This window comes from Mumia sp. ZJ1417, from assembly GCF_014127285.1.
In the GTDB taxonomy this organism is placed as follows: Bacteria; Actinomycetota; Actinomycetes; order Propionibacteriales; family Nocardioidaceae; genus Mumia.
In genome coordinates this window covers 365,215-382,747 of sequence record NZ_CP059901.1, presented here as the reverse complement: position 1 = coordinate 382,747, position 17,533 = coordinate 365,215, and the positions used below count along the sequence as shown (strand labels likewise).

14 protein-coding genes are annotated in these 17,533 nt (G+C 71.4%); 2 read left to right on the top strand and 12 right to left on the bottom strand.

Annotation, left to right across the window (positions count from 1 at the left end; translation table 11 throughout):
- Positions 1-14: 14 nt before the first annotated feature.
- The 8 genes from H4N58_RS01785 to H4N58_RS01750 form a co-directional block, all read right to left on the bottom strand.
- Positions 15-1,172: a DNA polymerase III subunit delta' gene (locus tag H4N58_RS01785; RefSeq protein WP_167001287.1), complete on the bottom strand. Its 1,158-nt coding sequence runs from the start codon at positions 1,170-1,172 to the stop codon at positions 15-17.
- A complete protein-coding gene (gene tmk / locus H4N58_RS01780) occupies positions 1,169-3,430 on the bottom strand; it encodes a dTMP kinase (RefSeq protein ID WP_243845036.1) in 2,262 nt (753 codons plus the stop codon). Before tmk ends, H4N58_RS01785 begins: the two co-directional genes overlap by 4 nt.
- Before the next feature lie 25 nt (positions 3,431-3,455).
- A complete protein-coding gene (locus H4N58_RS01775; RefSeq protein WP_167249293.1) occupies positions 3,456-4,643 on the bottom strand; it encodes a low temperature requirement protein A in 1,188 nt (395 codons plus the stop codon).
- A gap of 49 nt (positions 4,644-4,692) precedes the next feature.
- Complete coding sequence (locus tag H4N58_RS01770; RefSeq protein WP_167249295.1) at positions 4,693-5,961, bottom strand: HipA domain-containing protein; 1,269 nt, start codon at positions 5,959-5,961, stop codon at positions 4,693-4,695.
- Positions 5,954-6,178: a helix-turn-helix transcriptional regulator gene (locus tag H4N58_RS01765; protein WP_167001283.1), complete on the bottom strand. Its 225-nt coding sequence runs from the start codon at positions 6,176-6,178 to the stop codon at positions 5,954-5,956. Before H4N58_RS01765 ends, H4N58_RS01770 begins: the two co-directional genes overlap by 8 nt.
- 106 nt (positions 6,179-6,284) lie before the next feature.
- Positions 6,285-7,523: an FAD-binding oxidoreductase gene (locus H4N58_RS01760; RefSeq protein ID WP_167249297.1), complete on the bottom strand. Its 1,239-nt coding sequence runs from the start codon at positions 7,521-7,523 to the stop codon at positions 6,285-6,287.
- On the bottom strand, positions 7,520-8,347 hold the full coding sequence (locus tag H4N58_RS01755; RefSeq protein ID WP_167249299.1) for an ABC transporter permease: 828 nt from the start codon (positions 8,345-8,347) through the stop codon (positions 7,520-7,522). Before H4N58_RS01755 ends, H4N58_RS01760 begins: the two co-directional genes overlap by 4 nt.
- Positions 8,344-9,306, bottom strand: a complete 963-nt coding sequence (locus H4N58_RS01750; protein ID WP_167249301.1) for an ATP-binding cassette domain-containing protein — start codon at positions 9,304-9,306, stop codon at positions 8,344-8,346. The genes H4N58_RS01755 and H4N58_RS01750 overlap by 4 nt, the downstream gene beginning before the upstream one ends.
- Positions 9,307-9,499: 193 nt before the next feature.
- On the opposite strand from H4N58_RS01750, the gene H4N58_RS01745 reads away from it, so the two are divergent.
- Both H4N58_RS01745 and H4N58_RS01740 read left to right on the top strand, forming a co-directional pair.
- A complete protein-coding gene (locus H4N58_RS01745; RefSeq protein WP_208322235.1) occupies positions 9,500-10,285 on the top strand; it encodes a sensor histidine kinase in 786 nt (261 codons plus the stop codon).
- The gene (locus H4N58_RS01740) at positions 10,282-10,950 is read left to right on the top strand and encodes a response regulator transcription factor (RefSeq protein WP_167001277.1); all 669 of its coding nucleotides are present in this window, start codon (positions 10,282-10,284) and stop codon (positions 10,948-10,950) included. Before H4N58_RS01745 ends, H4N58_RS01740 begins: the two co-directional genes overlap by 4 nt.
- Positions 10,951-11,106: 156 nt before the next feature.
- Here the strand turns inward: H4N58_RS01740 and H4N58_RS01735 are convergent, their stop codons facing one another.
- The 4 genes from H4N58_RS01735 to H4N58_RS01720 all read right to left on the bottom strand — a co-directional run bounded on the left by H4N58_RS01735 (position 11,107) and on the right by H4N58_RS01720 (position 17,503).
- Positions 11,107-12,462 carry a flavin monoamine oxidase family protein gene (locus tag H4N58_RS01735; protein ID WP_167249303.1) on the bottom strand — a complete coding sequence of 452 codons (1,356 nt, stop codon included), beginning with the start codon at positions 12,460-12,462 and terminating at the stop codon, positions 11,107-11,109.
- 20 nt (positions 12,463-12,482) lie between these two features.
- The gene (locus H4N58_RS01730) at positions 12,483-13,160 is read right to left on the bottom strand and encodes a hypothetical protein (protein ID WP_167001273.1); all 678 of its coding nucleotides are present in this window, start codon (positions 13,158-13,160) and stop codon (positions 12,483-12,485) included.
- A 1-nt stretch (position 13,161) separates the two neighbouring features.
- A complete protein-coding gene (gene topA / locus H4N58_RS01725) occupies positions 13,162-15,858 on the bottom strand; it encodes a type I DNA topoisomerase (protein ID WP_167249305.1) in 2,697 nt (898 codons plus the stop codon).
- 160 nt (positions 15,859-16,018) lie between these two features.
- Positions 16,019-17,503 carry a methyltransferase gene (locus H4N58_RS01720; RefSeq protein WP_167249307.1) on the bottom strand — a complete coding sequence of 495 codons (1,485 nt, stop codon included), beginning with the start codon at positions 17,501-17,503 and terminating at the stop codon, positions 16,019-16,021.
- Positions 17,504-17,533 lie beyond the last annotated feature (30 nt).

Sequence of the window (17,533 nt, the reverse complement as noted above, 5' to 3'; positions counted from 1 at the left end):
CACAGGGGGCAGACTCAGCGGCGCAGCGTGAGAAGAAGGTTCTCGAGGGCGAGCTGCGGAGCCGCGTTGGCCTCGAGTGCCCTACGGCACGCAAGGATGGCCTCGATCCGCTGGAGGGTCTGCTCGGGCGGACCTGAACCCGCAAGGTCGGCGACGCTCGCCGCGACGTCGGCATTGACGAGCTCGGCGCCTGGCGCCGTCTGCAACGCGAGCACGTCGCGATAGAACGACAGCAGGTCGATGAGGACGCCGTCGATCGAGTCACGGGCGATGCGCGTACGGCGGCGCTTCTGGTCCTTCTCCAAGGACCCGAGCCGACCCGCGTAGCCAGCCGGCCGGCGCCCGCGGTCCTCGACGCCGAACTCCATCTTGAGCGCGTCGCGCTCCGCGCCCTCGAGCCGCTCGGCCACCTCGTCGGCCTGTGCCTGGGCGGTCTGGGTGATCGTCGCCGCGGCGTCCAGGCAGGCGCCGAGCGAGGTCAGCGATCCGGGGATCGCGAGGACGGTCCGCCGGCGCTCGCGCACCGCCTCCTTCGTGGCAAGGGCCCGCGCGCGACCCACGTGGCCCTGCGAGGCCTGTGCGGCCTGCAGTGCGAGCTCGGGCGACACCTGCTCGCGCTCGGCGAGCATCTTGGCGACGGCTGCGATCGGAGGCGTGCGCAGCACGACCTGGCGCGAGCGCGACCTGATCGTCACGATCACGTCCTCGGCGGTGGGTGCGCACAGCATCCAGACCGTACGGGGCGGAGGCTCCTCGAGGCTCTTGAGCAGCGCGTCGGCCGCCTTCTCGGTCAGCCGGTCGGCGTCTTCGACGACGACGACCTGCCAGCGTCCTTGCACGGGTCGCATCGCGGCCATGCGTACCTGCTCACGCACCTCGCCGACGTCGATGCTCAGCCCGTCCGTGCTGACCAGCGCCACGTCGGCGTGCGCGCCCGTCAGCGCGGTACGGCACGCCCGGCACTCGCCACAGCCCCCGGACTCGCACTGGAGCGCGGCGGCGAACGCGCGCGCGGCGTTGGACCGGCCTGAGCCCGGCGGGCCGGTGAACAGCCACGCGTGGGTCATCGCGGGGCCGGGACCGCCTGCGAGGCGCTCCTGCGCCGAGGCCACCGCCGACCGGAGGGTCGCCACGACCGCGTCCTGACCGACAAGGTCGTCCCAGACGGTCACCGGTCGCCTCCACGCCCGTACGCACCGTCCGTACGCCCGGCGTCGGAATCGCGGTCGGGGCCCGCCTCCTCCGTGTCGGCCTGGGCAGGATCGCCGCCCTCGGCCACCGTGTCGTACCCGACGAACGCCTCCTCGAACGACTCGACGCGCTCCTCGAGCGCGCTCGGGTCGATCCGGGTGTCGTCGTCGGGGCCGCCCTCGTCCGGCTGCTCGTGCTCCTCGAACGGCGATCCCGGCGGCGGCGGTCGCAGCGGCGCGATCACGCGCTCCACGTGACCGAGCAGGGGCTGCACACGGTCGAGGACGGCGTCGGCGATGTCGACGACGTCGCGGTCGGCGCGCACCACCATGTAGTGGTCGCGGTCCTTCGAGGCGAGCTCGAGGAACGTCTCGCGCACGCGCTGGTGGAACTCCTCCGGCTCCGCCTCGAGACGGTCGGCCTCGCCGAAGCGCGAGCGACCCAGCGTGGGGTCGACGTCGAGCAGCACCGTGAGGTGCGGCCGCAGCCGCGAGGTCGCCCACCGTGCCACGGCCTCGACCTCGTCGAGATCGAGCGCGCGCCCGCCCGACTGGTAGGCGAGGGCGGAGTCGACGTAGCGGTCGGTGATCACGATCTCGCCTCGCGCAAGCGCCGGGTTGACCTCCTTCTCAAGGTGGTCGGCCTTGTCCGCGGCGTAGAGCAGCGCCTCGGCGCGGGGCGCGAGCTCGCCCGTCGCAGGGTCGAGCAGGATGGCGCGAATCTTCTCGCCGACCGGCGTGGCTCCCGGCTCGCGGGTGAGGAGCACGCGGTAGCCGTCGGCGCGCAGGGCCTCGGCGAGCATCCACGCCTGCGTGGACTTGCCTGCACCCTCACCACCCTCGAACGCGATGAACAGCCCGCTCGTGGAGTACGAAGGAGCCGTCGCCGCGTCCTGCTTGAGCTCGGCGAGCAGCGTGAGGCCGTGCCGGTCGTTCATCTGGCGGAACGAGACCAGGCCGAAGACGGTCGCGATCAGCGCCGCGATGAGGATCGCGATCTGCGAGCCGGTGTAGGTGAAGTCGCCGAGGTCGCGCAGCTCGATCGTGTGGCTGCCGATGAGTCCGGCGACGAGCGGCGCGATCGCGAGGACGCCGGACAGCACGAGCCGGACGAGGGACTGCACGAACGCGAACGTGCGTCCGCGCATCTCCTCTTCGACCTCGAGCCCGAGCAGGGTGTAGCCGGTGATCCAGGCGACGCCGGCGCAGAACCCGACGAGCGTCACAAAGATCGTCACGAGCGCCATGTTGTGCACAAGCGCGACGACAAGGAGACCGAGGCCCGCTCCGACCAGCGCGACGCCGAACATCCGTGGGCGGCTCACCTGGACGAGGACCTTGGGGCCGCGCCACATGCCGAGGCCGAGGCCGAGGAACACCGCACCGAATAAGGTGCCGTAGCCGGGGTCGCCTGCACCGAGGTCTCCGACGAAGACACGCCCGAGCCCGATGACGACGCCGCCGCACCCGAACGCGCCGACGATCCCGAGGACCAGCCCGCGCACCAGCGGCGTACGGAAGACGTACGCCCAGCCGTCGGCGATCGTGCGCCACACGCCGACCTGCTCGTCGGCACCAGCGCCTGCGGGGATCTCGCGCGCACCGAGGATCACCAGGCCGCCGAGCGCGAAGAGGATCGCCACCATGTACATCGTCGGGTCGACGTCGGGGATCGAGACCGGGAAGAGCCCGTCGACCGCCTTCGTGAGCCACGTCGCGACGATGAAGAGCGCCGCGGCCGGCAGCGCCGACCCGTACGTGGTGGCGAGGTTGAGGCGGTTGGCGTCCTCGAGGTTCTCGCGGGGCACCAGTGTCGGGACGGTCGCGTCCTTGGTCGGCATCCAGACGGCGTTGACGGCCTCGATGAGCACGGTCGCGACCACCAGCCACCACAGCGTGCCGACCAGCGGGATACTCGCAAAGATCACCGCCCGCAGGAAGAGCCCCGCCGTCAGCGTGACGCGGCGGTCCATGCGGTCGGCGACGTAGCCGCCGAACGGGCCGATCACCAGCGCCGGCGCCAGCCGCGCGAAAAGGACGGCGGCGATCGCGAAGTTCTTGCCGGCGTAGCCCTCGGCGAGCGAGTTGGCGAACGCCGTCAGCGCGAGCAGGCCGATCCAGTCGGCGAGCGACGCCAGCCCGAGCGCAGCCCAGAACCGACGGAACACCTTGATCCGCATGACCGTGCGGATCCCGTTGACGTCAGTGTCTGCAGCCGTGCCTGCGGGGTCGTATGCCACCCGTTCAGAGTATCCATCCGAACTGTCAGCTCGCCTCCGGCGCGTCCCTGACCCGACCTTGAGGTGACGCGGCGTACAGCTCGGCGGCCAACAGGAGGGCGCAGGTCAGAGCGACCCAGAGCTCCGGAGACGGTACGGCGGCGAGCGCCAGCACCACGACGACCGCGACCGCCCATCGCGTCCCGGTCGTCACCGAGCGGTCCTCCGGGAGCACCGTCAGCGCCCAGCATGCCGCCAGCAGCACGGCCACCGCCAGGCACAGCAGCAACCCGCTCGCACCCGCCGCACTCCCGTGGTGGGTCACGACGTCGACGCGTGCCGCCAGCGCCGCACCGACCGCCGCCGCGGACGCGAAGACCAGGTAGTGGCCGAAACCCCAGAGGTACTCCATCCCCGTGCCTCGTGCCCGCTCCACCGCGGCCGCCGAGTCGCGGGCGAAGTAGAGCCACCACACCGCGAAGACGATCACGACGCCGGAGGTCGCCACCGGGAGCAGGCTCCCTTCGAGCGCCTCGTCGTCCACCGCCTGCTGGATCGCCAGCGTCACGGACAGCACGGTCTCGCCGAGCACGATGATGAAGAACAGTCCGTACCGCTCGGCGATGTGGCGGGCGTGCCACGGGGTCTGCCCCGCTCGCTCCGCCCACACCGGGACCGCGAGCTCGCACGCCGCGAACAGCACGAACTCGGGGACCTGCAGCCCCCGGGGACCGAGGAGCAGGACGAACCACAGGCACTGGACCGCAGCGATCCCGCCCGCGTACCGCAGACACGTCGCCCTGTGCCCCGGGTCACCGACCGCCGCGCGCAGCCACTGGGCCACGAGCCCGACGCGCATGATGACGTACCCGATGACCACGAGCAGGAAGTCGCCGTCGAACATCCGTGGGATCCCCGCCGCGATGACCAGCGAGCCGACGATCTGCAGGAGCGTGAGGAGCCGGTACGCGACACCGTCGTCGTCGTACGCCGAGGCGAACCACGCGAAGTTCAGCCACGTCCACCAGATCGCGAAGAAGACCAGCGCGTAGTGCAGCAGCCCGGTCGCGAGGTGGCCCTCGCTCGTCGCGTGGTGCAGCTGCGTCGACGCCTGCGCGACCGCGACCACGAAGCACAGGTCGGTGAGCAGCTCCAGCGGCGTCGCGGACCTGTGCTGCTCTCCCGGGTCGCGCGCGGGCAGCCCGCCGAGGCTGAGCCTTCCGATGGTTGGCATCCGCTCAGCGTAGGTCCGCCCGTACGGGATCGGCTGCCGGAGCAGGTGACTACAGGAACGACGTGCCGACTCGGCGGACGTGCTGGGTGATCGCGTCCGCCATCTCGGCGGCTTGTGCGCGCAGCGTGTCGGGGACGTCAGTCGTCGCGGCGCGCTCGAAGGCCTCGGGCAGCACGCGAGTCAGGCGTGAAAGCCGCTCCTCGACGGCATCATCGCGGAGCCCGAGCTGACGACCCACCTTCGCCCAGTCGGAGACTCCGATCTTCGACGTCTCCCAGGCGTCCCCGATCTTCATCGCCGACATGACGGGGTCACCCGGGTAATAGGGCACGATGCTGGCCACGTCGTAGAGCGGTGCCAGGCTGACGGCACCGCGTCGTCCGAGCATGACGGAGTAGTTCTTCGCATGTGCATCCGGCGCACCGATCAGGACGTTGAAGGCGAGGGCGTCGAAGAAGTCCCTCGTGAGCGAGGCACGAGCCGACCCCCGCAGCCGCGAGAAGAGGGCACCGACATCGGCGATCCCCGGTCCCCCGTCGGCCTGATACTTCTTCTCGGGAGGCTGCCCCAGCGCCTGACAGAGGTCCTCCTGGTGAAGACGCCGCCACCGCGCGCCGCGCTTCTCCCGGTCGTATCTCTCAGAGACGACGATATCCCACTCGTCGTGGACGAGAAGGGTCGTTCGGGCGGCGCGGAGTCCGGCCTCGGCAGCCGCTCGCAGACACAGGTGCTCGTTCAGGTGGTGGCCCTCGTATCCCGAGATCGCCGGCTTCAGGATGTGCGTCGTCGGGGTCGCATCTCGCGGCGTCCCCCATCGCCCGGCTTCACCGAAGAGCGCGACCTTCGACTGGGCGCCCGCCAGACTCCAGCGGCCGCTGCGCTGCATCCCACCCCAGTCGTCCGGGTGACGCGCTATCGCTTCGAGCAGGTCATGGAGTCGGGATTCGTCGAGCCAGTCGATGTCTCCCTGGCTCTCGGCCGCATCCGAAACATCATCTCCTGGCGGGATCACTTGGATCGCTCCCGCTGCATCCCGTCCGACGTGTCGGAGCAGCGCGAACGGGTTGCGTGCGGAGACGCCGTACTCCTCGGCCCACCGACGACGCACCTGGTCGTTGTCGGGCAGGAGGCCGTCCAGGTACGCCCGTACGACGCGGTTCTGGTGGGTGGTGGCGGTGGTCGGCATCGAGAGTGAGAGCGGGACGTCGGTGGGAGTGCGACCGGAGTCGTACGAGAACTTGAGCGCGCCACCGGCAGCCTCGACGAGGCGCCCGATGTGCTCTCCGTCCAGGTAGATCTCGAGCGCCTTCTCAGGCATCGTCACCCTCGCCCGGCTCGAGTGCGACCTGCAGACCCACGGCATCGAGCAGATCGAGCACGAGCTGGAGCTCAGCCCGTGCTCGACCTCGCTCGAAGCGACTCACCCATTCGCGAGACACCCCGACGCGATCGGCGAGCTGGGCCTGGCTGAGGTTCTTTTCGCGGCGCGTGGCACGGACAGCGGCGCCGACGTCCGTCGCGGTGAACACCTGCATCCCGTCGCCTCTCGTGATCGCTCGGCCACTTTCATAGAAGTGCGCGTTCGATCACAATAGCAAAAGTGCGCGTTCGATCACCTAGTGAAGAGCCCGAACGCACACGCTAGGCGGGCGGGACGTTGTGCGTACGCCGGAACAGGTTGTCCGGGTCGTACGCCCGCTTGACCGCGGCCAACCGGGCGTACGTCGCCGGAGGATAGACGCTCACGACCATCTCAGCCCCCGCGTCGTCGAGGAAGCCGACGTACGAGCCGGTCCCGTGACGTGCCACCGCTGCCCAGTCGTCCTCCGGCCCGTCCAGGGACGGCGCCGGCGCCCCGGGAGGTGCCATGCGCGCCGCCAGCACCATCGCCTCGGCGTCGCGGTGGGCGAACGCCATCGCGTCGTCCGGCACCCAGCCCATCGCGCCTCCGAGCCCGCGGAGCACCAGCACCGTGGGCGTCTGCGCGGCGAAGGCGAGCGCGTCGTCGATGCAGGCGTCGGAGAGGGTCGGCACCAGCGTGTTGCGCATCGCGACCTGCATCCCCTCGGGCATCTCGTGCTCCTCGAGGACGTCGGCGTACGGGACCACGGCGGCGGCATCGCCGACGACCGTGCCGATCTGTCGCAGACCGGCGAGCGCCTTCGAGGCCGCCGCCTCGTCCGGCTCGGCGAAGCACCATTGGACGACGGCCTCGGCGGGGCCCATGGGCGTCGCCGGTGTCAGCGCCAGGATCGTCGTGAGCCGGTCGTCGCTGGTCTGCAGGTGGTCGCGCCACCCGCGGACGAGGCGGTCGAGGTCGCGGACCTCGTACGAGAGCGCGCCGAAGACGACCCGCGAGACCGGCGCGGCCTCGAGGTCGAGGCTCGTCACGACACCGACGTTGCCCCCACCGCCGCGCAATGCCCAGAAGAGTTCGGGCTCGTGGTCGGCGTCGACGCGGCGAATACGCCCGTCGGCGGTCACGATCTCCGCGGCGACGACGGCATCGACCGCCAGGCCGTACCGGCGGACCATCCAGCCGATGCCGCCTCCGAGCGTCAGGCCGCCGACGCCGACGCTCGCCGTGTCGCCGGCGGTGATCGCCAGCCCGTACGGGGCGAGCCGTGCCGCGACCATCCCCCAGGTGGCACCGGTCCCGATCCGGACCAGGCCCCGCGAGCGGTCGAGCACGGTCATGCGGTTCAGACCGCGAACGTCGAGCAGGAGCCCGCTGTCGGCGGTGCTGAGCCCCGCGATGCTGTGCCCGCCGCTGCGGACAGTCAGCGTGATGCCCGTGTCGCGGGCGTGGTGGATCGCGCCGGCGACGTCGCGTGCGGTGCGGGCGTGGACCACGGTGTCAGGTGTGCCGTACGTGCTCATGCTGTCTTCCTTCGATAGAGGTGGAGGGTGAGTGGGGCGAAGACCGCGACGACGGCCGCGGAGGGCAGCAGCACCCACGCGACGTCGCCGACGGTGGCCGTCCCCGCGAACAGGGCGCGCTCGGCAGTGACGAGGAGGCTGACCGGGTTCACCTCGACCCATCCCTGCAACCAGCTGGGCATGGTCTCGGGGTCGACGAACGCGTTGCTGACGAACGTCAACGGGAACTGGATGACGAAGCTCAGCATCGAGACGGCCTGCGGTGACCGGGCGAGCAGGCCCACGGTCGCCCACAGCCACGAGAGCGCGTAGGCGAAGACGAGAGCAAGCCCGATTCCGACCACGACTCCGGGCAGCCCACCGTCGGGGCGCCAGCCCAGGACAAGCCCGAGCAGCACCACGAGGGTCGCCGCGACCACGTAGCGGCCGACGTCGCCGAGGAGGGTGCCGACCACGTGGGCAGGCTGCCAGACCGGGAGCGCCCGGAACCGGTCGAGGACGCCGCGGCTGACGTCGGTGTTGAGGGACAGGCCTCCGTACACCGTCATGATCAGGATCCCCATGACGAGCGTGCCCGGCAGGAGGTACTCGAGGTAGGTCCCCGGCGAGCCGGAGAGCGCTCCTCCGAAGACGTAGGTGAACAGCACCGTGAAGATGAACGGAATCAGGATCGCATCGGCTGCCTGCTCCGGTGTGTGACGCAACTTGAGCAGCGAGCGCCAGGCGAAGACACGGACGGCGGACAGCGCGCTCGCCGGTTCGACGCTCGGCTCGGCGGGGTCCGCAAGCACGGACACGTGGTCGGCGGGGAACGTGGCGGTCATGCCGTCACCGCCTCGTCGGTCAGGGCGAGGAACACCTCGTCGAGCGTCGGACGGCGTACGTCGAACCCGGCGACTGCGATCCCGGCGCTGTCGAGCGCGTCGAGGATCTGGCGCACCGGCCTCGTGAGCGGCACCGACAGCACCGCCGTCCCGTCGTCCGCGGGCGACGAGAGCGACGGCTCGACACCGTCGACGAGCCCGGTGAGCGCCTGGGCCGCGCGTACGGCTTGCGTCGAGCCGGTCACCCTGACCTCGAGGACGTCACCGCCGACCGAGCGCTTGAGCGTGTCCGGCGATCCCGTCGCGACCATGCGGCCGCCGGCCACGACGCCGATGAGGTCGGCGAGCTGGTCCGCCTCGTCGAGGTACTGCGTGGTCAGGAGCACCGTCGTCCCTCGGGCGACCAGCTCGCGGACGACGTCCCACACCTGCCGGCGGCTTCGCGGGTCGAGACCGGTCGTGGGCTCGTCGAGGAAGAGCAGCCGGGGCGTCCGTACGAGGCTCGAGGCCACGTCGAGCCGCCGCTGCATGCCTCCGGAGTACGTCCCGACGAGCCGGCCGGCGGCGTCCTCGAGCCCGAACGCGGCGAGCAGCTCGTCGGCCCGGGCGCGTGCCGACCGCCGTGAGTGCCCGAGCAGCCGAGCCTGGAGGACCAGGTTCTCCGTCCCTGTGAGGTCGGCGTCGACCGCCGCGAACTGCCCGGTCAGCGCGAGCTCGGACCGTACGGCCGCCGCATCAACGACCACGTCGTGCCCGAGGACGCGTGCGTGCCCGCCGTCGGGCCGCAGCAAGGTGGCGAGCAGCCGTACGGTCGTGGTCTTGCCCGCGCCGTTGGGGCCGAGCAGGCCGTACACGCCGCCGCGTGGGACCACGAGGTCGAGCCCGTCGACGGCGCGCGTCGTCCCGAAGGCCTTGGTGAGCGCCGCGGTCTCCACCGCCGGCGCTGCTGGGTCATCCATGTCGCGTCTCCTCGTCGTGTCGATCGGCCACCAGGCTCGTCCGCCGGACACCTCCGCGTCGTCGTCCCCGGGACGGCACTTGGGCGGCCCCCGTACGGGGCGGCCGACGGGCGCACGTACTCCCTGGGGATGACGTGGCGGATGCTCCTTGCAGCGGATGTGGACGGTCCGGAGGGTCGCCTACAGTGCACGAGTGCGCACAGACCGAGGTTGGAAGCGGTTCTACGCGGCGGGCTGGCTCGTCTCCGGACTCGTCGCCGTCGCCGCCACGTACCAGTGGCGGGCGCGGATGACGGCCCTCGAGGAGCAGCTCGCCGAGGCCCAGCGGGTCCGCGAGGAGGTCCTGCGCCGCCGCGTCGCCGAGGAGCAACTGCGCATCGCCCGCGAGCTGCACGACTCGCTGACCCACAGCATCTCCGTTGTGACCATGCAGGCCGGGGTCGCCGCACACCTGGCCCGCAAGCGCGGCGAGGACGTCCCCGTCGCCCTGTCGGCCATCCAGGAGGCGGCCGGCGACGCGTCAAGAGACCTGCGCGAGACGTTGAGCGTGCTACGGCGCGACGACCACGCGAACGGGTACGGCCTGGAGGACCTCCCTCGTCTGGTCGCCCGCAGCAGCCACGCCGGGATCGAGCCGCGGCTCCGGATCTCCGGGAGACGTCGGACGGTGCCCGCCGAGGTCGACTCCGCCGCGTACCGGATCATCCAGGAGGCCCTCACCAACGTCGCCCGGCACGCCGGCGCCGCGGAGGCGCGCGTCGTCGTCGAGTACGGCCTCGACGTGGTGACCGTGCGCGTGGACGACGACGGTCGTACGGACCCGTCCGCCGTACCCGCGCGGCCCGGCCTCGGGCTGATCGGCATGCGCGAGCGGACCAACGCCCTCGGCGGGCACCTCAGCGCGGGCCGCCGACCGGACGGAGGGTTCTCAGTCGTCGCCGAGCTGCCGCTGACCCGCGACAGCGGAGCCGCCTCGTGATCCGGGTGCTGCTCGTCGACGACCAGGCGCTGATCCGTACGGGGCTGCGCGCGCTGTTCGACGCGGAGGACGACATCGAGGTCGTGGCGGAGGCCGAGGACGGCGCGACCGCGTACGACCTTGCCGTCATGCACCAGCCCGACCTCGTCCTCATGGATGTGCAGATGCCGGTGCTCGACGGGATCGAGGCGACCCGGCGCATCGTCGAGGACGAGCGGCTCTCGGCCGTACGCGTCGTGGTGCTGACGAACTACGGGCTCGACGAGTACGTGTTCGACGCCTTGCGCGCGGGGGCGAGCGGGTTCCTCGTCAAGGACACCGAGCCCGAGGAGATCGTGCAGGCGCTGAGGGTCGTCGCGGACGGCGACGCGCTCCTGTCACCGGGGATCACCCGACAGCTGATCAGCGAGTTCGTCGCGCGCCCTGCGGAGGTCGTCTCCGTCAATGCCCTCGAGACCCTGACCGCGCGCGAGCGGGAGGTCGTGGCGCTGGTCGGGCACGGCCTGAGCAACGACGAGATCGCCGAGCGCCTCGTCGTCAGTCCGACCACCGCGAAGACGCACGTGAGCCGGGCAATGACCAAGACCGGCGTACGGGATCGCGCGCAGCTCGTCGTCTTCGCGTACGAGTCGGGGCTGGTCCGCCCGCGCGAGCGCGAGGCTTGAGGCCTGGCGGCACCGCCGGACACTTTGCGTGGGGACCAACGCAGAGTGCGGACCCCACCGCGTGTTTCCGGTGGGGCGGCGACTTTGCGTGGGGCCCAACGCAAAGTGCGGCGGCGGGCAGCGGGGCGCGGGGCGGGTGCGACAGCGAACGGCGCGTCACGGCAGTGCGGTGAGGACCTCCGCCGCCACGCGCTCGCCCGACGCGATCGCGCCGTCGACGTAGCCGCACCAGCGCTCGGCCGTCTCCGTGCCTGCCCAGTGGATGCGACCGACCGGCACCCGCAGAGCCGAGCCGACCTGCGTCCACGCCCCTGGCGGCAGGTGCGCGCCGTAGCATCCGCGCGTCCACTCCTCCGCTGTCCAGTCGTGCGAGACGAACGCCTGCGGGTCCATCGCGCGGGGGCCGAGGTGCTCGGCGAGCCCGCGGAGCACCTCCGTACGGGCGCGCGCCGGGCCCTTGGCGCCGAGGCGCAGCGCGTCGTCGCCCTCGACGAGGACGGTCAGCACGCCGTACCGGGAGTCCGGCGGGCTGGTGTCGAAGACGACCTTCGCGGGCCCCTCGTCGGTGGTGATCTCCCCCGACAGCGCGAGGTCGTGCCAGAACGGGCGCGTGTAGACCGCGTGGCACTTCACGACGCTGCCGTGCGGCATCCGCTGGACGAGCTGGGTGCGCTCGTGGGGGAGGCCGGGGAGGTACTCGATGGACGTCGCGAGCGCGGGTGGCACGGTGACGACGACGTGGTGCGCCGTGGTTGCGCCGGACTCGCTGTGCACCGTGACCCCGTCGGCGTCGTGCATGATCGTCGTCACCGGCTCCTGCAGCCGCACCCACCGCCCAAGCCCGTCGGCCAGCCGCTGCGCGACCTGCTGCATGCCGCCGACGACCCGTGCGTCCTGGGCTCCACCACCGGTCGTGAGGAGGTGCAGCAGCCCACCGCCCGAACGGGCGAAGAAGAGCATGTGCAGCAGCGAGACGTTCTGCGGCTCGGTGGCCAGCACGGTCCCGCACACGAGGCGGAAGTAGTCGCGGCCCTTCGGCGTCACGCACACCCGGCGGATCCAGCTCTCGAACGTCTGCGCGTCGTACCGCGGCGCGTGCTCGCCGCGCCACGGCGCCTCCACGTCCACGTGGTCGGCGGCCGCCGCGAAGCGCATCATCGCCTGCCCGACGTCGGCGGTGGTCACCGCGTCGAACGCCCGCGCGGTGGCGGCATAACGACGGGACTTGCCGCGCAGCGACGTCAACGCGTCGCCCGGCCCGTCCTGCGGCGTCGTCTCCAGCCCGAACCGCGCGAGCTCGGCCCGCAGGAGCCGCTGGTCCGGAGCGACCCAGGCCGCGCCCGCGTCGACCGAGAGGCCCTTCACCCCCGGGACGGGCTCGGTGAGCGTACGACCACCGACGCGGTCACGCGCCTCCAGCACGACGACGCTGCGTCCCGCCGCGCGCACCCGGTCGGCCGTCACGAGCCCAGCGACACCAGCTCCGACCACGATCACATCGACGTTCGCCACGCGTTGATCCTATGCGCGGCTCACCCGCGCGCCAGCGCCATCAGCCGCTGCGCCACCATCCCGAACTGTTCCTCGGCAGGAAGGCTCGCGACGTCGTCCCACACGGCGTCGCGTACGGACGGCTCGGCGTGGACGAGCGCACCCGTCTCCGTCTCCAGCACGACGCCCTGCGGACTCGCCCACAGCAACGTCTCGCCGGCCGGGACACCGGCGTCAGCGTCGGAGACCTCGTACGAGTCTGCGTCGAACATCGCGAGCCCGGTGTCCGCACCGCCGACGAACGCGACGTTCGCCCCGACCGGTGCCAGCGCGCGCAGCGCAGCGACCTCGTCGGCGACCGGGACGTAGATCCGATCCCCGGCGGCGAGTCCTCCCTCGTCCTTCACGATGTGGTCCACATCGACGACGAGGACGGAGTAGCCGAGCCGCTCGGGCTCTCCGCCGGAGGATCCGTCGAGCGCGACCTGCGGTCCCTTCTCCCACGCGGCCACGGCACCGATCAAGGCGACCGGCGACTCGGCGACGACCGCCTCGGGCGACTCGTAGCCCGCCGGGTCGATCTGGCCACCGACCGGCGTGGGTGCGGACGCGGACGTGGGAGCCGCCTGAGCAGACTCCCCGTCCGAGGATCCGTCGGTCGCGCCGCAGCCGACGACCAGGACCCCGAGCGCGACGAGGACCGCAGCCGTCCCGCGCACCTCAGGCCTTCTTCGTGGTCGACTTCTTGGCGGCTGCCTTCGCCGCGGTCTTCTTGGCCGGCGCCTTCTTGGCAGCCGTCTTCTTGGCCGCGGTCTTCTTGGCCGGCGCCTTGCGGGCCGTCTTCTTCGCAGGCCCCTTGGCGCGTTTCTCGGCGAGCAGCTCGGCCGCACGCGCCAGCGTGATCGTGTCGACCTCGTCGCCCTTGCGCAGCGTCGCGTTGACCTCGCCGTCGGTGACGTACGGACCGAAGCGCCCGTCCTTCACCACCACGGGCTTCTTGGACTCCGGGTCGTCGCCGAGCTCCTTGAGCGGGGCAGCCGCCGCACGACGTCCGCGCTGCTTGGGCTGGGCATAGATCGCCAACGCCTCCGGCAGCGTGATCGAGAAGATCTGGTCCTCGGTCTCCAGCGAACGCGAGTCGGTGCCCTTCTTGAGGTACGGCCCGTAGCGACCGTTCTGCGCCGTGATCTCGTCGCCGCTCTCGGGGTCGGTGCCGACCACGCGCGGCAGCGACAGCAGCTTGACCGCGTCGTCGATCGTCACGGTGTCGAGGTCCATCGACTTGAACAGCGACCCCGTACGAGGCTTTTCCTTCTTGGGCGCATCCTCGGGCAGCACCTCGGTGACGTACGGGCCGAAGCGTCCGTTCCTGGCGACCACGGTGAGGCCCGTCTCCGGGTCGGTGCCGAGCTCGCGGTCCTGGCCGGCCGGGTTGGCGAGAAGCTCCTTGGCCTTGTCGAGCGTCAGCTCGTCGGGCGGCAGGTCGTCGGGGACGTTGGCCCTCTGGAGCACGCCGTCGGCGTCCGGCCCCTCGAGGTACGGCCCGTAGCGGCCGACACGCAGCGCGATGCCGTCACCGATCTCGAACGTCGACAGCTCGCGCGCGTCGATGTCGCCGAGGTCGTCGACGAGGCGCTTGAGGCCGGTGTCGCCCGCGTTGTCGCCGTAGTAGAAGCCGTGCAGCACCGCGGGGCGCTCCTCACGGCCGGCGGCGACCTCGTCGAGGACATCCTCCATCGTCGCCGTGAACGCGTAGTCCACGAGCCGCCCGAAGTGCCGCTCCATCAGCCGGACGGTCGAGAACGCCACCCACGACGGGACGAGGGCGTTGCCCTTCTTGTAGACGTAGCCGCGGTTGAGGATCGTCTGGATGATCGACGCGTACGTCGACGGGCGGCCGATCTCACGCTTCTCCAGCTCGCCGATCAGGGTCTGCTCGGTGTAGCGGGCCGGCGGCTTCGTGGTGTGGCCGGCTGCCTCGAGCGAGTCGACGGTGACCGTGTCGCCCTGCGCGACGTCGGGCAGGCGCGTCTGCTTGTCGTCGGAGTCCGCCTCGGGGTCGTCCGCACCCTCGACGTACGCCTTGAGGAACCCGTAGAACGTGATCGTGCGGCCGGACGACGTGAACACGCACTCTTCGCCACTCGTCGAGGTCGCACCGATCCGTACGGTCGCGGTGTTGCCCTTGGCGTCCTTCATCTGCGAAGCCATCGTGCGCATCCAGATCAGCTCGTACAGGCGGAACTCGTCGCCCGACAGGCCCGTCTCTGCTGGCGTACGGAACGTCTCGCCGGCCGGACGGATCGCCTCGTGCGCCTCCTGGGCGTTCTTGACCTTGGAGGCGTACGTGCGCGGCGCGTCCGGCAGGTAGTCCGGGCCGTACAGCTCGCGGACCTGCGCCCGCGCGGCGTTCAGCGCGGTCTGCGAGAGCGTCGTGGAGTCGGTACGCATGTAGGTGATGTGGCCGCCCTCGTACAGGCGCTGCGCCACCTGCATCGCCCGCTGCGCGCCCCAGCCGAGCTTGCGGCCGGCCTCCTGCTGCAGCGTGACGGTGCGGAACGGGGCGTACGGGCGGCGGGTGTACGGCTTGGACTCGATCGACAGGACCGTGAAGGTCTGCTCGCGCAGGCCGTCGGCGAGGGCGGAGGCGCGGGCCTCGTCGAGGTGGACGACCTCGGAGCTGGTGAGCTGCCCCTCGGAGTCGAAGTCACGGCCCTGCGCCACCCGGGCGCCTCCGACCGAGAGCAGCCGTGCCGGGAACGCACGCGGATCCTTGCTCTCGCCGGCGTCGAGGCGGGCATCGAGATCCCAGTACGAGGCGGAGCGGAACGCACGGCGCTCCCGCTCGCGCTCGACGACCATCCGCGTCGCGACTGACTGCACGCGGCCCGCGGACAGGCCGGACATGACCTTCTTCCAGAGGACCGGGCTGACCTCGTAGCCGTACAGACGGTCGAGGATGCGGCGGGTCTCCTGCGCGTCGACGAGGTCCTCGTTGATGTCGCGGGTGTTGGCGATGGCCGCCTGGATGGCCTGCGGGGTGATCTCGTTGAAGGTCATCCGCTTGACCGGGACCTTCGGCTTCAGCTCCTCCACCAGATGCCAGGCGATCGCCTCGCCTTCGCGGTCCTCATCGGTCGCGAGGATGAGCTCGTCCGACTCCTTGAGGAGCTTCTTGAGCTTGGCGATCTGCGCCTTCTTGTCCGCCGGCACCACGTAGACGGGGTCGAAGTCGCCGTCGACGTCGACTCCGAGCCGCGCCCAGGGCTGTCCCTTGTACTTCGCAGGCACCTCGGCAGCGCCGTTGGGCAGGTCGCGGACGTGGCCGAACGAGGCCTCGACGACGTAGCCCTTGCCGAGGTAGCCCGCGATCTGGGCAATCTTCTTCGGCGACTCGACGATGACGAGAGAGGTCACTGGTGGGGTGCTCCTGGTCGTGTGCAGTCCCTGCGTCACCCGCCACGCGGGGATCGCAGTGCGTCGCAAAGGCGCGACGCGGCCAAGGTAGCGCGTGATCACAAGAGTTCGTGTACGGGTGTCGCTTCGTCGTGTCGCGGGTCACTCCGCAAGCCGCTGGTCAGCGCAGGTAGCCGTCGGCCACCAGCGTGCGTACCGACGGGAGCGTGGCGGCCCGCAGCTCGGTGGCGTCATGCCCGAGGATCTGGGCGAGCGCGTCGATGATCTGCCCCACCGAGAGATCGCCGTCACAGGCGCCGACGAGCCCCGCCTCGACCGTGTCGAGCTGTTTGGCCCGGCGGACACCGCGCTGGAGGCGGACCATGATGACCTCCGGGTCCGACGCACCGGCCGGGCCGACGGTCTCCTGGACCAGCCCGTCGGCCTGAACGAGGTGTGCGGCGAGGAGCTCGTCGTCGGTGGCGTGGGCGTACGCGTCCGTGCGGGCGCCCCATGCCGCGATGTGCGGGCTGATGGGCTGCTCGATCTCGTACGGCCACTCCTCCAGCCGCAGCACGGGCGCGTCACGGCCGGCGTTGCGCAGGCTCAGCCACCCGAACCCGATCGCCTCGATGCCCTGGGACTCGAACCACGCCAGCCACGTGTCGTACCGCTGGACGTAGTCGGGCGCGCCCTGCAGGCCCGCGTCGGCGAGCCACATCTCGACGTACGTCGGCAGGTCGGCGACCTCACGCTGCAGCACCCACGCGTCGCAGCCGGTGCCGGACAGCCACTCGGTGAGGCGCTCGGTCCAGGGCTGGCCCTCGGCGTGGACCCAGTTGGCGAGGATCTGGCACCAGCCGCCGGGGTTGAGGTGGGCAGGAGCCTCCGTGACGATCCGTCGCACCACCTCGTCGCCCGGCAGGCCCGAGTCGCGGTAGACGAGCCGCTCCCCGGTGGCCGGGGAGACGACGAACGGCGGGTTCGTCGCGATCAGGTCGTACGTCTCGCCGCGCACGGGCGCGAGCAGGCTGCCGTCGCGGACCTCGAACACTGGCACAGACGGGTCATCGGCGTTGAGCGACGCCGTCAGGCGCGCCATCGCGAGCGCCCGCGGGTTCACATCCGTCCCGACGACACGGTCGGCGTGGGTCGCCAGGTGGAGGGACTGGACGCCGCACCCCGTGCCGAGGTCGAGCGCACTGCCGACAGGCTCGCGGACGGTGAGCTGGGCCAGCGACGACGAGGCCTCGCTGATGCCGAGCACGTGTTCGGGGCCGACCGTACGGGGCGAGCCGTCGAGACCAGGGGTGAGGTCGCAGACGACCCACCAGTCGCGCCAGTCGTCGCCGTACGCCCGCAGGTCGACGCGCGCGGCGACCTCGGACACGGAGCGCTCGAGGATCCCGGCGACCGACAGCGCGTCGACGAGGCCGGGAAGCGCACGCTCGGCCTGCTCGACCGCCACCGGCACCTGGAGCGCAAACAGTCGCGTCAGCGTCGACAGCGGGGATCCGTCGGTGGTCGCGCGCCTCCCGGGCGTGGTCTCGTTGCGCATGAGCGCCCGGTGGGCGTCGGCGCCGAGGAGGTCCGTGACCGCCCCGACCGTGTAGTCCGCGGTACGGAGGGCGTCACGTAGGGCGGCGGCGTCGGAGTCCCGGAGCATGGGGTCCAGCGTAGGCGGCGGTGCCGCCCA